This is a genomic window from Cryobacterium sp. Y11 (assembly GCF_002929535.1).
Taxonomy (GTDB): Bacteria; Actinomycetota; Actinomycetes; order Actinomycetales; family Microbacteriaceae; genus Cryobacterium.
Window position 1 is genome coordinate 13,279 of the sequence record NZ_PJJO01000052.1, and the last position, 14,363, is coordinate 27,641.

A 14,363-nucleotide genomic window follows, 5' to 3' on the forward strand; every position below is an offset into this window, starting at 1 on the left:
TTGGGGCGGGCTTACAAACAAGCTGAGGACGACACTAGCGTTGTACTTGACTAATGTGCAATAGTTTTTGACTATGAGGATAAACAAGGTTGTTGATCTATCGCTTGTTGTGAACGCCGCGACCCAGACCTACCCCGGAGACCCCGAGCCGCGCTTTGAGGTGCACAGCACGATTGAACGTGACGGATTCAACCTCTTGAGCGTGAGCATGGGGTCGCAGACAGGTACCCACGTCGACGCTCCGTACCATTTCGACGAGACTGCGCCCACGCTCGACCAGATTCCGCTCGATCGGTTCGTCGGCCGAGGGGTCATCGTCGACGCCCGCGGGGTGGGAGCGCGCGGGCGAATCACTTGGGAGCACGTCGCGCCGGTTGCACACCTACTTGAACCCGGCGTGGTCGTACTGCTGCACACCGGGTGGAGTGAGCATTACGGGACTGACCGGTACTTCGACAACCCCTTTCTCGACGCGGATGCCTGCGACCGCATGCTGGTCCTTGGGGTGCGCACCTTCGGTATTGATGCCATCAATATTGACGAGACACCCGATGACGAACACCAGGGGGAGGGGTTCTCGGTGCACCATCTCATCGCTGCGCAGGCCGGGATTATTGCGGAGAATCTCACGAATCTGGCGGCCATCAACTTCGACGAAGCGCTTATCTCACTGCTGCCGATAGCCTTTGAGGCAGCTGACGGTGCGCCCGTACGCGCTGTCGCCCTGCAGCTTGCGGACGAGGGATAACGATGGCTCGACAAGTTCCGATCGGATCCAGACTCCGCGCGGCCCGATTGAACCGAGGGCTCACCCTCGAAGCAGTAGCGACCGTCGTCGGAATCAGCCAGGGCTTCGTCAGCAAGCTGGAGCGCGACCAGGTGTCGCCATCCGTTGCCACCCTCGTGTCGATCTGTGACACCGTTGGTTTGCGGGTCGGCGACCTGTTCGAACCGCCGGCCGCCCAGATCGTGCGCGCGGGTGAGGGGGCACCGATCAACTTCGGCGGCCGTGGTGCGGCCGAATACCTGGTCACGCCGGGCACACAAAACCAGCTGCAGGTCATCCAATCGGTGATCGAGCCCGGCGGATCAGCCGGCCGCGACCTGTACTCGCTGGATTGCGACGTGGAGTTTGTCTTTGTGGTGAGCGGCTCGCTGACGCTCACCATTGGCGACGAAGAGTTTTCCCTCGACCACGGCGACGCGATGACCTTTCGTGGCCGTGACCCGCATACCTGGCGTAATGCGTCGTCCACCGCTGAATGCGCGGTGTTCTGGGTGCTGACTCCGTCTCCATAAGGGGCCATCGGCCGCTGTCGACCAGCCGTGCGATTGGCGTTCGGTGCGCTGGTCACATCGGCACAATCGGGCAGGACCTTCCGGGGCCGAACTTGACATTGCACCGTGCCAGCACCGATCATAGCCACAAGTAAATATAACTAATAGGCAATTTTCTTTTCTTATTAGTCGCTCAACGTCGAGATAAAGGATTTTTCATGCAGCCCCTGAAACACCCCACGCGCACGGTCGCTTTGCGGCGCAGTTTCCCCGTTCTGGCCGGACTGATCGCCTCCGGTCTCCTGCTCACCGGATGCGCAGCCCCGAGCGACGATTCCACGGTGGCTGCAGATTCCGCGCCCACCATCGACACCCTGAAAGCGGATGCGACCCTCGCCGCGGCTCTGCCGGCCGACCTCCGGGACGCTGGCGTCGTGCGCGTCGCATCGGGTGTTTCCTTTCCGCCGATGGAGTTCTTCGATACCGACGGCACCACGGTGGTCGGCTTCGACGCGGACCTTGGCGCGGCTCTCGGCCAGGTTCTTGACGTGGATTTCAGCTTTGAAAACGTCAACTTCGACGGCATCGTCGGCGGCATCGCGGCCGGCCGCTACGACCTCTCTCTCACCGGAATCCTCGATACCGCCGCACGTCAGGTCGAGGTCGACTTCGTCGACTACCTGCAGTCCGGAGTGTCGATTCTCGTCACGAGCGGCAACGCCGTCGAGATCAACGGCCCGGATGACCTGTGCGGCCATAGCGCCTCCGTGGAGAAGGGCGCGACCGGCGACCTGACTATTGATTCGTTACAGGCCGTCTGCGCGGAAGCGGGCAAACCCGCGATCGAAAAGCTTCCGTTCCCTGACCAGGCCAGTGCCGTGCAAGCTGTGTCCAGCGGCCGGGCCGACGCATCCGTTGCCCTCGACGTGACGCTCGCCTACACGGTTCAGACCTCAGACGGTGCCTTCGAACTCGCTGGCGACCCGTTCAATACGCTTCCCGTTGGCATCGTTATTCCCAAGGACAACCCCGAGCTGCGTGACGCCGTGCAGGGCGCCTTGCTCAACGTCATTGAGTCCGGTGTGTACGACCAGATCTTGGTCAAGTGGGGACTGGAAAAGCAGGCGCTGACTGGCGCCCCGATCAACTCCGGCGTGGAGTAATGACAGTCCCGCCAGCGTCGACCCGGGCAACGTCGACCCAGGCCACGGCGAACGAGCAGCCGGTAGACGGTGGGCGGATCATCCCGGTTCGCCATCCCGGCCAGTGGATCGGCGTTGCCGCCATCCTGGTCGCAGCCGCCCTGTTCGTTCAGTTTCTCGTCACGAACGAGAAGCTGCGCCTGGACCTCGTGGCGGGATACCTGTTTGAGCGTTCGGTCATGCGCGGGCTCCTCCTGACCCTGGAGCTGACCGTGGTCGCGATGGTGCTGGGCATCGTGCTCGGCACCCTCCTCGCCATCATGCGGCTGTCGGGAAACCGGGTGCTCAGTTTCGTGGCGTCTGGCTATATTTGGTTCTTTCGCGGGACACCAATCCTGGTGCAATTGTTGTTCTGGTTCTTCCTGGGGTCGATCCTGCCGATGATTAACCTCGGGATCCCCTTCGGGCCGACCTTCGTTGAAATCCCCACCAACGTGCTGATCAGCCAGTTCACGGCCGCAATCCTGGGATTGGGGCTCAACGAGGCCGCCTACATGGCCGAAATCATTCGGGCTGGCATTAAGTCTGTCGATCCCGGCCAGAGCGAAGCCGCCGAAGCCGTGGGAATGGGCCGCATGCTGGCCTACCGCCGGATTATTCTGCCGCAGGCATCCCGGGTCGTGCTCCCTCCCATCGCCAACAACACAATCTCCATGCTCAAACTGAGCTCACTGGTGATCGTCGTCGGCCTGCCAGAGCTACTCACCGCGGTGCAGCTGATCTACTCCCGCAACTTTCAGCAGATTCCGCTTCTGATCGTCGCAAGCATTTGGTACCTGTTGCTGACGACGATCCTCACCATCATCCAGGTGCGCATCGAACGACGCCTGGACCGGTCTGTCACCGGCCCACGGCCCGCCATTCGCGTCGCCGAACGACAGGGGACACCCTCATGACCGACCCGTTGGTGCGTGCCGTCAACGTGCGTAAGAGCTTCGGAGACCTCGAGGTGCTGCGCGGCATCAACCTCGAAATCGATCGGGGCGAGGTGGTGTGTGTGCTGGGCCCGTCTGGGTCGGGTAAGTCCACTTTTTTGCGCTGCATCAACCACCTCGACCGCATCGACTCGGGCGAGATCTGGGTTGACGGGCACCTGATCGGCTATCGGCGAGCGCACGGTAAAACGTATGAACTGCGACCACACGAGATCGCGGCCCAGCGCCGCGGCATCGGAATGGTGTTTCAAAAGTTCAACTTGTTCCCGCACCGCACCGCTCTGGAAAACATTACGGAAGCGCCGATCTTTGTGAAACGTCAGGGCAAGGCGCGCGCCGAAGCGCGGGCCCACGAACTCCTGGAGCGGGTCAACCTCGGTGATCGCGCTGACTTCTATCCGGCGCAGCTCTCGGGTGGACAGCAGCAGCGCGTGGCCATCGCTCGGGCGCTCGCGCTCGACCCGACGCTGATGCTCTTCGACGAACCCACCTCGGCTCTTGACCCCGAGCTCGTCGGCGAGGTGCTCGACACAATGAAGGACCTCGCCCGTGACGGGATGACGATGATCGTCGTCACCCATGAAATCGGTTTTGCGCGCGAAGTCGCCGACCGCGTCGTGTTCATGGACGGCGGCGTTGTGGTCGAGCAAGGGCCGCCCCGGCAGGTCCTCGACGACCCGCAGCATCCGCGCACCCGCGGTTTTCTCGCCAAAGTTATTTGATCTCCTTAAGGAACTCCATGCCCCAGTCACCCCAGCCCGTCGGCCCGTCGGACGCCAGTCTGTCGCCGCGCTTTGCCGGCATCGCCACCTTTGCGCGGTTGCCGCGCCTGGAGGATGTCGGGCACGCCGATATCGTCGTGGTTGGCGTGCCGTTCGATAGTGGCGTCAGCTACCGGCCCGGTGCGCGCTTCGGCCCGGCCCATGTTCGAGAGGCGAGCCGGTTGTTGCGCCCCTATAACCCGGTGCAAGACGTCGAACCGTTCAACGCCCAGCAGGTTGTCGATGCCGGGGATATCGTGGCAAACCCGTTTAACATCGATGAGGCCATCACGCAGATTGAGGTTGCGGCCAAGCATCTCGGCCAGGGCGGCACCCGACTGGTCACCATTGGCGGCGACCACACGATTGCCCTGCCGCTGCTGCGCGCCGTTGCCGCGAAGCACGGGCCAGTCGCCGTGCTGCACTTCGACGCCCACCTAGATACCTGGGACACGTACTTCGGCGCGCCTATTACCCATGGCACCCCGTTTCGGCGTGCCTCAGAGGAAGGGCTCATCGATCTCACGGCCAGCCTCCATATTGGTATTCGTGGTCCGCTGTACGGCAGCGACGACCTGACCGATGACGCCCGCCTCGGGTTTGCGATCATTGCCGGGCACGAACTTGAAACAGAGGGAGTTACCCGCGTAATCGAGCGGATGCTGGCCCGCCTCGGTGATCGCCCGGTGTACGTCTCGGTCGACATCGATGTTCTCGATCCCGCCCACGCACCGGGTACGGGAACCCCCGAGGCCGGCGGTCTGACCAGTCGCGAACTGCTCGCCATCATTCGCGCCCTTCGGTCGGTGAATCTGGTGGGCGCCGATGTCGTCGAAGTCGCGCCAGCCTACGATCATGCCCAGATCACTGCGGTCGCGGCCTCCCACGTGGCGTACGAGCTCATTTCCGCCATGACCCCGCGGGCAGCCCGCGCATGACGGACGTGCGCAATGGCGGGGCAGCCGTGGTCGAAGCCCTGGTGCGTGAGGGCGTCGAGGTGGTATTTGGTATCCCGGGAACTCACAATCTGGAGATTTATCGGGCCCTCGCCGGGTCGGGCATCCGTCATGTCACCCCGCGGCACGAGCAGGGCGCCGGATATGCCGCCGACGGGTACGCCCGGGTTTCCGGTCGACCGGGCGTCGTCATCACGACGAGCGGACCGGGTCTGACCAACGTGACAACGGCCGCAGCCACCGCTTACGCCGACTCCGTTCCGCTGCTGTTGATTTCACCCGGCATTCCCCGCGGCCTTGAAGGCAAGAACGTCGGCTGGCTGCACGAAGTGAAAGATCAGCAGGGGCACTTGGACGCCCTGCTCGAACGCAGCGTGCGGGTGAGCGAGATCGGCGAGATCGGGCCGGTCATTGCCGAGATCTTCGACCGTTGGAGGTTGGGCCGGCCACGGCCGGTGCACCTGGAAATTCCGCTTGACCTTCTGGAGGGGGTTTGGGAGCCGGGCGAGACGGGGCCAGCTGTGGCGCGTAGCCGGGTGGGGCATCCGTCTGGAGAGAATATAGCTGCGGCTGCGAGCCGACTCGGCGCGTCTCGTCGGGTGAGTGTTCTCGCCGGTGGCGGTGCCCGCCGAGCCGGAGTAGAGGTGCTCCGGCTGGCCGAATTGTTGGATGCTCCGGTCGTCACGACGGTGCATGGTAAGGGAGTCGTCCCGGAGAATCATCCGCTCTCGCTCGGCGCGTCGGTACGGCTGGCTCCCGCGCAGGACCTGCTGAACGACTCCGACGTGCTCCTAATTATCGGATCGGAACTGGGCGATTCCGACCTCTGGGGCGGCACGATCGCGCCCGGCGGCGCGGTCATTCGAATCGACCTCGATCCGGGGCAGCTAGACAAGAACCTGGCCGCAACGATTGCGCTCGAGGGTGATGCTGCGGCGATCCTGACCGACCTGACAGCACTCCTAACGGATGTTGCCGGTTCAGCCGGGCGGGTGCGCGCAGCAGCCGCGCGGGGTGAGATAGAGGCGGCCGCACTCGTCGACGGCGCGCCGTGGCGCGAGGTACAGGAGGTGCTTCGCGCGGCGCTGCCAGCGGCGACGATTGTTGCTGGAGACAGCGCACAGGTGTCGTACTACGGCACCGTGCACTTCTGGCCGATGGACGAGCCGAATCAGTTTCTGTACCCGACCGGTTACGCGACGCTTGGATACGGACTGCCCGCGGCGATCGGCGCCAAACTTGCCGCGCCGGAGCGCCCGGTCATCGTGCTGGTCGGCGACGGCGGGTTTCAGTTCACCGGGATGGAACTGGTCACGGCGGCGGAACAGGGCCTGGGTATTCCGGTCATCATCATGAATAATTCCGGCTTCGCCGAGATTCGCGACCAGCAGATCGAGCGCGGAATCGACCTGATCGGTGTCGACATCTCTGGCCCGGACTTTGCCGCGCTCGGAGTGGCCTGCAACGGCTATGGCGTGCGGTTGAACGGGTTCGACGAGTTGGCCGACGCGGTGAACCGGGCGCTCGCCGCCGATCGTCCGACCGTCATCGAAGTGGTCCTGTAGCCGCCACCCCTTCACATTCCACGTAAGGAACGGAATTAGGGCGCAGGACACTGGGTGGCGTCGTCGACTTCGTACGTCACAATGTTCTACTTCGTCGCTGGTCGTGAAGAAATAGTCTTCTGCGCAGCGCTGACGCGAGGCCTCGCGCTCCCTCGGGAGCACTGGCTGCGATTCCCCCAATGAGCGGGAGTCGCTGGGCTTCTTGCCGTAAATGTTTCGAACAATGACGATTGCAATTGTGCAGGGCGTAGCAGCATCCGCTTCGCCGAACTGTGTAGTTTGAGCTCGATTTTCCCCGCGGGAAATGGCCTCCAACTCACCAGTTGGTGCCAGTCATACCGTCACCGAGGCACAGTGACAGCGGGCAGGCCGTCGGGTTCGAAGTCGAGCGGCGAGAACTCGCCGTTCAGGCTGCGGAACGTGTGGGCGAAATCGGGCCAGAGCAGGGTCTGCCGTCCGTTTCGCGGGTCGATGTACCAGCTCTCGCATCCGCCGGTGGTCCACACGGCGTCGGCGCTGAGCTCGTCGATCAGACGCGAGTAGGCCTCCTCGGCTGCGCGGGTGACGGCGAGCACCGGGTTGCCGGCGCCGGCCTGGTAGGCGAGGGCGCCGAGCACGTAGTCGATCTGGGTCTCGATCATGTAGATCGCCGAGTTGTGGCTGAGCCCGGCATTGGGACCGTTGATCACGAACAGGTTCGGAAAACCACTCACCACCGTCGACGCGTGCGCGGTCATGCCGCTCGACCAGTGCTCTGACAACCGTTCTCCAGCCCGCCCGGTGACGGCGCGCGCGTAGGACTGCTGAGTGGTGTGGAACCCGGTGGCGAAGATCACGACGTCGATGCGATGTCGAGCGCCGCTCTGCGTCACGACCGTATCGCCGTCTAGCGCGGCCAATGCCGATGGTTCGAGCACCACGTGGGGCAGGGCGAAGGTGGGGTAGTACTCGCTCGAGATGAGTACCCGTTTGCACCCGATCTCGTAGCTAGGAGTGAGGGCCGCCCGGGTGGCGGCATGTTTCACCTGGGATTCGAGATGCACGCGGGCCCGGTCGCGGGCCGCGCTGATACTGGCCGGATCGCCCACCCGCTGCGCGAATGCCTCCTCGGCCTTCCAGAACAACCGGGTGCGCAGACGGCTCAGTTCGGCCGGGTCGCGTGCGAGCAGCGCTCGCTCGGCCGGGGAATACGCGCGATCGTCGCGGGGAATCACATAGGGGGCGCTGCGTTGCAGGACTACCAGCCGGGCGGCCCGCTCGGCGAGCCGCGGCACGAGCTGGACCGCCGAGGCGCCTGACCCCACGACGGCGACCCGTTTGCCGTCGAGGTCGACGACTGGGGTCCAGCGCGCCGAATGAAAAGCTTCCCCGCGAAAGTCGTCGATCCCGGGCACCGCCGGAATCCTCGGTTCCGAGAGCCGTCCACAGGCGAGAACCAGGGTGCGGCAGGTGAACGCGCCGCGTGAGGTCGTTAGACGCCACAGCGCCGCCGCCTCGTCCCAGTCCATCGACTGCACGTCAACGCCGAGGCGGAGATGCTCGAGCAGCCCCTCCTCGATGGCGCTCGTCGACAGGTATTCCCAGATCTCGCCACCTGGCGAGTAGAGCTGGGACCAATTCGGATTGGGCCGGAACGAATACGAGTAGAGGTGTGAGGGGATATCGCAGGCGACCCCGGGGTAGGAGTTGTCACGCCACGTACCGCCGACCTGTCCGGCGCGCTCGAGAATGGCGAAGGAGTGCGTGCCCCGGCGTTTTAGCCGGATTCCCATGCCGATTCCGGCGAAGCCGGCGCCGATCACGAGGGTGTCGAGATGTGTCACGGGCGGTCCTCCCCGATAAGGGCGCCCGCGGGGTACCTGGTCGGTTCGGTGACGAAGGCGCCGAGTACAGCGAGCAGTTCGGCGGGTCGTTCGTGCACGACGGCGTGCCCCGCGTCGATCTGTGCGTAACGGGCATCCGCGATTGCCCCGAATAACAGCTTGCTCTGTCGGGTGGTCGCGACCTCGTCGGAGGCGCAGCCCACGACAAGGGTCGGCGCAGCTATGCCGGGCGTCATGGCCGACACGTCAAGCGTGCTCCCGAGTGCTACCAGTCGCGTGGTGATATCGTCAACGCGCGGCACGCGGGCGCAATCCCAACCGTCCGCGCTGTATAGGGCCTGCCTGGCCGCGGCCGCGAGCACTGCGGAGCGCTCACCCTGCAATTCCGCCCACAGCCCGGCGAAAGCGACGAGTTTCGGCGCCGGCGTCATCCAACCAGCGACGACGGCGAGGCTGCTGAGCGCGGCCGGCTGCTGCGCTGCGAATGCCGCGGCCGCCACACCTCCGAGGGAGTAGCCGACAACGGCCGGCGGCTCGTCGCATCGGGCGACGGCCACACCGATACGATCGGCGAGGTCGCCCAAAGTGCGCACCCCCGGGGTAGTGAAATCGACGGACACAACCCGGTGCCGACGTTCAAGCATCGGCAGCAGGAACGGAAAATCTTCGCCCGTGCGCCCGCTGAACCCGGGCACGAGCACAACCGACGGGCGTCGGCTGGGTGCGCGCCACGGATGTTCGGTCACGCCCGCGCCGCCGACTTGCGTTCGGTGGCGGGGTCGCCGTACCCGGTGGTGCGCTGGCGAACCGGGCGGGAGATGGACCGCGCCATGCGAGTGACGTCGGCAAGTGTCATCACCTTGCCGTGTTCAATTCCCACCTCGGGCAGCACCGCGCCGTCGAGCAGGGTGCCGCCGAGGTCGTCGGCACCGCTCTGCAGCATGGTCGCGGCCGCGTCGAACCCTAGCCGGGTCCACGGTACCTGGAGATGGTTGATGTGGCCGTGCAACACGAGGCGGGAGACAGCGTGTACCGCGCGGTGCTCGTCCAAGTCGCTCCGACCATCGACGAGCGGATGTCCTGGCACGGGCATCGGAACAAATTCGGTGAACCCGCCCGTCTCGGCCTGGATCGACCGGAGTGATCGAAGGTGGGCCACCCGGTCGAGGGCGGATTCGCCATTGCCGTAAACCATGACCGACGTCGAACGCAATCCGGCACGGTGCGCGGCCGTGATGATCGCAGTCCACCGCTCGACGGGCAGGTCGGCGGGAGCGACGCGCGCGCGTATCGAATCGCGCAGCATCTTCACGCCGGTGCCGGGAATCGTGTCGACCCCTGCCTCCAGAAGCGCGGTCAAATAGTCGGTGTCGTCGAGGCCCATGCGGGCTGCGCCGTCAGCGATATCGGCCGGTCGAAAGGCGTGCAGGTGAATGTTCGGCTGGGCGGCTTTCACGGCCCTGGCGAGGTCGAGGTAGCTGGTCGCCGGAAGGGTCGACCCGATGATGCCCTGCACGCAAAGTTCGGTCGCCCCCAGCGACCAGGCATCGTCGACGATCCCGCCGAGCGTGCCGAGGGTGAGCCCAGCCGCGGTGCCCTGGCCGAGGTGGGTGGAGGTGACGTTTCGGTTGACCACGAAGCTCACGGCCTCGCCCACCGTGTAGCGCCGTAGCCCGCTTGCGAGCGCCGTGAGGGTGTCGAGGTCGTCGCCCTCAGCACGCAGCAGAGCGGCATATTGGGCGTCGCTGAGATGGGCCGGTGCGTTTTCGGCGTGTAGAAGAGAGGAGCGGATGTCTGAGGTGCGAACCGAGAAGGATAGTGGCTGATGGGCGGTTTTCGGGCCGGCGCCGGTTGGTACCGCGAACGGGTGGGCGCTTTCATCGGCGAGACCGGTGGTCGGGTCGGTGAGGGCGAGCACCTGAGCGTGCAACGACGGATCGATCCATTCGAGGCGATCACGAATGTACGAGGGGTGCACGGTGAGACGTTCGCGCAGCTCAAAGCCTGCCGCGCGGGTCATGTCGGCAAGATCGCCGAGCTCGGGCCACGGGCGCTCCGGATTCACGTGGTCGGCGGTGAGCGGGCTGATGCCGCCCCAGTCGTCGATTCCGGCGCGCACGAGCATCCGCAATTCTGACGCATCGGAAAGGTTCGGCGGAACCTGGATGCGCGACTGGCTGCCGAGTACGAGCCTCGCCACAGCGACGGTGACGGCGTACTCGGCGCCGCCGAAGTCGGGTTCATTCTGCATGGCCGTCGCGGGCTTTGCACGGAAGTTCTGTACGATTATTTCCTGTACCTGGCCGTGCCGCGCGTGCGACTCGCGAATGGCCACGATCGACTCGGCACGCTCGCGCAGGTTCTCACCGATACCAACGAGGATGCCCGTCGTCAGTGGAATCCGCATCTCGCCGGCATCTTCGAGTACCTTGAGCCGTACCTCAGGCTCCTTGTCGGGCGAGCCGTAGTGCACCTCGCCCTTGTCGGCCCACAAACGGTGGGAGGTCGTCTCGAGCATCATGCCCATCGACGGGGCGACAGGGCGGAGCACCGCCATCTCGGCGGCACTCATGACCCCCGGGTTCATGTGCGGAAGCAGGCCAGTCTCGCGCAGCACCAGCTCGGCCATCTCGTGCACGTAGTGCAGAGTCGACTCGTAGCCGTGCTCATCGAGCCAGGCCCGGGCGTCGGGCCATCGTTTCTCTGGGCGGTCGCCGAGGGTGAACAACGCCTCCTTGCAGCCCATGGCCGCACCCTGGCGCGCCACCTGGAGGATCTGCTCCGGCGACATGTAGAGAGCTTTGCCCATCTTGGCGAGCTTGCCCGGGGTGTCGACAAAGATGCAGTAGTGGCACCGGTCGCGGCACAGGGTCGTGATCGGCAGGAAGACCTTTTTCGAGAACGTGATGACCCCTGGTCGGCCGGCCGCGACGAGGCCCTCGTCACGCAACCGCGAGGCGAGGTCGAACACCCGCTCCAGATCGTCGCCCGATGCGTCCAGCAACGCTTCCGCATCATCGACGCCGAGCGGCAGGCGGGCCATGGCCCGCTCGAGTGCGGAATGGATCGTGCCGGTGGGTGTCAGAGTCACAGCGAGCCTTTGGTCAGGTGTGAACGAAGTGGGACCATGCACTTCCCAGTCTCTCAGCCCCGGCCCCGGCGCGCACCCGCGATATCGGCCTGTGAGTTCTTGCTCGATATCGCAAATTAGGTCGAAGCTCGCGGCTCGGCGAGCGGATGCCCGAGGTGACCCGCTACTGGAACGCGGAGATTCCGGTGATCGCGCGGCCGACCACGAGGGTGTTGATCTCGTAGCTGCCCTCGTAGGTGTAAAGAGCCTCGGCGTCGGCGAAGATGCGGGCCATGCCATAGTCGGTGGAGATGCCGTTGCCGCCGAGTACGGAGCGGCCGAGCGCCACGGATTCGCGCATGCGCGCGCTGGCGGATGCCTTGGCCATCGCGGCGTGCTCGGGCCGGAGCGAGCCGGACTGCTGCAGCTGGGCGACGCGCACCATCGTTCCCAGCGACGTCGTTGCGTTCTCCAGAATGCGCACGAGTTTCTCTTGCACCAGTTGGAACGACGCGATCGGCTTTCCAAACTGCTTGCGCTCGAGGGCGTAGCGCAGCGCATGGTCGTAGGCGGCGAACTGCAACCCAACGGTCTGCCAGCCCACCCAGACCCTGGAGTTGGTGAGCAGCCGGTTGGTGTCGTGAAAACTGGTCGCTCCTGGTAGTCGGTCGCGTTCGGCGACCACAACGTTGTCGAGGGTGATCGTGGCGTTCTGCACGATGCGCAGGGCGATTTTGTTCTCGATCGCCTCCGCCGTGTACCCGGGCAGGGTTGCATCGACGATGAAACCCTTGATCTGGTCGTCGTCGGTATCGCGCGCCCAGACCAATACGTTAGCGGCGAAGGTCCCGCTGCCGATCCAGCGCTTGATGCCGTTCAGCGTCCACGAGTCGCCCGTGCGGGTGGCGGTCGTCTCCATATTGCGGGAGACGTCCGAGCCATGTTCGGGCTCGGTAAGCGCAAAGGCGCCAATTTTGCGCAGGGAAATGGCGTCGGCTAGAAAGCGTTCACGCTGGTCGTCGGTGCCGAGCTGGGCGATGGCCGCTGCGAACAGGCCACTGTGCACGCCGACAAAGGTGGAGATGGAGGCATCCACTCGGGACAGCTCGACGGTCATGAACCCGTGCAGCAAGAAATTGCCGCCGCGGGCGCAGAGATCAACGAGGTTCAGGGCGCTCAGAGCGGGAATCACCTCGAACGGGAACGTGGCGTTGTTCCAATGCTCAGCCACGACCGGGCGGATATCGCGCTCGAATACCTCACGCGCATGAGCCAGAAGCTGCTGCTCATCGGGGCTAAGAAAATCTTGATAGGAGAAGAAATCTGCGGTGGGACCGGTATAGAAGGTGGATGCATCCGCTTCGGTAGTGCCGAGCTGCGGGCTATCAACGACAACGCTCATTGCTGGTCCTCTCTGACCTGGTACACCTGAATTCTGCGCCAAAGAGGGGAATTGCGCAATCTCTCGCGCTAAGACCATGCAAAGTGCGCGCCTCATGACCGTAATGGCTCATCGGATTGCACTCTATGGGCAAAACTAGCGTGAGGCTGAGGTGTTCATGGTGAGCACATTGGTGCCGCCCTGGTCGTGCAAGGCCAGCGTCACGGCTGCCGCGCCGAGCTGGCCGAGCGAGTCGACGTGGGTGCCGCCGCACGGGATGCGCACGCTATGGCCCGGCAGCTCGCAGACCCAGTAGCGGCGATCCGTTAAAAGGTCTCCGTCGCACTCGATGCGCACCGCTGCATCCGTTGTCGTCCATGCCGCAAGGGTTGCGTTAACGGTCGCTTCGATCGAGACGAGCGCCTCGGCGAAGTCGTCGACGACGAAACCCTTCTTGCGCAGCGACTTTCCGAGCCGATAGGTGTCAACCGAGGCATTCGGGCCGATCAGCGACTCGTCGATGGCTAACCCGTCAAAGTCGGGCTGGCCGAGGCCGTCGGCGCGTACCTCCTTCTTCCAGCGATTGGCGAGGGCGCCGTTGAGGGCGAGCGATGCTAGATGACACGCGGTGTGCCCGGCGCTGGTGGCAACGCGTGAGTCTTCGTCGACCTCGACCGTCACCGTATCGCCGGCCGAGAGTCCGGCCGCATCGACGACGTGCACCACAACAAAGGCCCACCCTGGTGTTCCCTTGGCCACCGGAATATCGTCACCGATGAAGAGCGTCGATCCGTCGGTGGCTCCGACGATGCAGTCCTCAACCGGCCAAAAAGCCGCGCCGTGGTAGAGCAAGGCCTGGTCGGGTCCCTGATCGGGCCAGCCAGCATCGACCGGATGCACCGTTGTCCGGTCGAGCAGCACGGCGAAGCGCCCATCGGGTAGCTTCTCGCTGTGCAGCACCGTTGCCTGCGTGTCAACGGCACCGCTCGGGTAGAGCACACGGGTATCTTCGGTGGGCAGGGTCATGGCTGGTCCTTTCAAACGGATGCTGCCGAGCAGCAAGAAAAAAGGTGCCGCCACGACCGTGGCGGCACCTGCTGCGCCCAGTTACTGCAGCGCACGGCCCCGAGTCATTCCAGGACCGAGAAGTTGCGGAACCTAGCTCTTGCGGGCCCGAGAAGCCGTCTCTTCAGACTTAGCCTTCTTGTCGGCCCTCTTTTCCTTGAGAGACTTGTCGGCAACCTTTTTGGTTGCATCCTTTTTCGGTGATTTGTCAGCCATTTTGTACTCCTTCGCGCCGAGCCGTGGGGCCCCGTCACCTTGAGAATACGCGGAAAAACCACAAACGGCATCCCGGCGTGCAGACCATAGTGACGGATGCCGCACGGAAGG

Annotated in this window: 13 protein-coding genes; 7 read left to right on the top strand and 6 right to left on the bottom strand. The window is 64.5% G+C overall.

The annotated features are described in order from the left end of the window. Window positions 1-73: 73 nt before the first annotated feature. From CXY75_RS05865 to CXY75_RS05895, 7 genes are all read left to right on the top strand, one after another. The gene (locus tag CXY75_RS05865) at window positions 74-748 is read left to right on the top strand and encodes a cyclase family protein (RefSeq protein ID WP_104081902.1); all 675 of its coding nucleotides are present in this window, start codon (window positions 74-76) and stop codon (window positions 746-748) included. 2 nt (window positions 749-750) lie between these two features. Continuing rightward, window positions 751-1,299, top strand: a complete 549-nt coding sequence (locus CXY75_RS05870; RefSeq protein WP_104081903.1) for a helix-turn-helix domain-containing protein — start codon at window positions 751-753, stop codon at window positions 1,297-1,299. Between the two features lie 197 nt (window positions 1,300-1,496). Beyond that, a complete protein-coding gene (locus tag CXY75_RS05875) occupies window positions 1,497-2,441 on the top strand; it encodes a transporter substrate-binding domain-containing protein (RefSeq protein ID WP_104081904.1) in 945 nt (314 codons plus the stop codon). Then, window positions 2,441-3,376, top strand: coding sequence for an amino acid ABC transporter permease (locus tag CXY75_RS05880; RefSeq protein ID WP_104081905.1), 936 nt, complete (start codon window positions 2,441-2,443; stop codon window positions 3,374-3,376). The genes CXY75_RS05875 and CXY75_RS05880 overlap by 1 nt, the downstream gene beginning before the upstream one ends. Next, a complete protein-coding gene (locus tag CXY75_RS05885) occupies window positions 3,373-4,137 on the top strand; it encodes an amino acid ABC transporter ATP-binding protein (protein ID WP_104081906.1) in 765 nt (254 codons plus the stop codon). Before CXY75_RS05880 ends, CXY75_RS05885 begins: the two co-directional genes overlap by 4 nt. Before the next feature lie 17 nt (window positions 4,138-4,154). After that, window positions 4,155-5,114, top strand: a complete 960-nt coding sequence (speB, locus tag CXY75_RS05890) for an agmatinase (protein ID WP_104081907.1) — start codon at window positions 4,155-4,157, stop codon at window positions 5,112-5,114. Beyond that, window positions 5,111-6,697, top strand: coding sequence for a thiamine pyrophosphate-binding protein (locus CXY75_RS05895; protein WP_104081908.1), 1,587 nt, complete (start codon window positions 5,111-5,113; stop codon window positions 6,695-6,697). The genes speB and CXY75_RS05895 overlap by 4 nt, the downstream gene beginning before the upstream one ends. Before the next feature lie 341 nt (window positions 6,698-7,038). Here CXY75_RS05895 and CXY75_RS05900 read toward each other — a convergent pair whose 3' ends face one another. The 6 genes from CXY75_RS05900 to CXY75_RS20720 form a co-directional block, all read right to left on the bottom strand. Then, complete coding sequence (locus CXY75_RS05900; protein ID WP_199182382.1) at window positions 7,039-8,520, bottom strand: NAD(P)/FAD-dependent oxidoreductase; 1,482 nt, start codon at window positions 8,518-8,520, stop codon at window positions 7,039-7,041. Beyond that, a complete protein-coding gene (locus tag CXY75_RS05905) occupies window positions 8,517-9,266 on the bottom strand; it encodes an alpha/beta fold hydrolase (RefSeq protein ID WP_104081909.1) in 750 nt (249 codons plus the stop codon). Before CXY75_RS05905 ends, CXY75_RS05900 begins: the two co-directional genes overlap by 4 nt. Then, window positions 9,263-11,611: a 7,8-didemethyl-8-hydroxy-5-deazariboflavin synthase CofG gene (gene cofG, locus CXY75_RS05910; RefSeq protein ID WP_233201762.1), complete on the bottom strand. Its 2,349-nt coding sequence runs from the start codon at window positions 11,609-11,611 to the stop codon at window positions 9,263-9,265. The genes CXY75_RS05905 and cofG overlap by 4 nt, the downstream gene beginning before the upstream one ends. Window positions 11,612-11,774: 163 nt before the next feature. Continuing rightward, entirely contained in the window at window positions 11,775-12,992 is a 1,218-nt protein-coding gene (locus CXY75_RS05915) for an acyl-CoA dehydrogenase family protein (RefSeq protein ID WP_104081910.1), read from the bottom strand. 135 nt (window positions 12,993-13,127) lie between these two features. Further along, complete coding sequence (locus tag CXY75_RS05920) at window positions 13,128-13,997, bottom strand: metal-dependent hydrolase (protein WP_104081911.1); 870 nt, start codon at window positions 13,995-13,997, stop codon at window positions 13,128-13,130. Window positions 13,998-14,129: 132 nt separating this feature from the next. Beyond that, complete coding sequence (locus tag CXY75_RS20720) at window positions 14,130-14,252, bottom strand: hypothetical protein (protein ID WP_255408738.1); 123 nt, start codon at window positions 14,250-14,252, stop codon at window positions 14,130-14,132. Window positions 14,253-14,363: the final 111 nt, after the last annotated feature.

Excerpts from the sequence above, each read along its gene's own strand:
- CXY75_RS05865 (WP_104081902.1), top strand. The coding sequence starts at position 74 with ATGAGGATAAACAAGGTTGTTGATCTATCGCTTGTTGTGAACGCCGCG.
- speB (WP_104081907.1), top strand. The coding sequence starts at position 4,155 with ATGCCCCAGTCACCCCAGCCCGTCGGCCCGTCGGACGCCAGTCTGTCG.
- CXY75_RS05915 (WP_104081910.1), bottom strand. The coding sequence starts at position 12,992 with ATGAGCGTTGTCGTTGATAGCCCGCAGCTCGGCACTACCGAAGCGGAT.
- CXY75_RS05920 (WP_104081911.1), bottom strand. The coding sequence starts at position 13,997 with ATGACCCTGCCCACCGAAGATACCCGTGTGCTCTACCCGAGCGGTGCC.
- CXY75_RS05875 (WP_104081904.1), top strand. The coding sequence starts at position 1,497 with ATGCAGCCCCTGAAACACCCCACGCGCACGGTCGCTTTGCGGCGCAGT.
- CXY75_RS05885 (WP_104081906.1), top strand. The coding sequence starts at position 3,373 with ATGACCGACCCGTTGGTGCGTGCCGTCAACGTGCGTAAGAGCTTCGGA.
- CXY75_RS05895 (WP_104081908.1), top strand. The coding sequence starts at position 5,111 with ATGACGGACGTGCGCAATGGCGGGGCAGCCGTGGTCGAAGCCCTGGTG.
- CXY75_RS05880 (WP_104081905.1), top strand. The coding sequence starts at position 2,441 with ATGACAGTCCCGCCAGCGTCGACCCGGGCAACGTCGACCCAGGCCACG.
- CXY75_RS20720 (WP_255408738.1), bottom strand. The coding sequence starts at position 14,252 with ATGGCTGACAAATCACCGAAAAAGGATGCAACCAAAAAGGTTGCCGAC.
- CXY75_RS05870 (WP_104081903.1), top strand. The coding sequence starts at position 751 with ATGGCTCGACAAGTTCCGATCGGATCCAGACTCCGCGCGGCCCGATTG.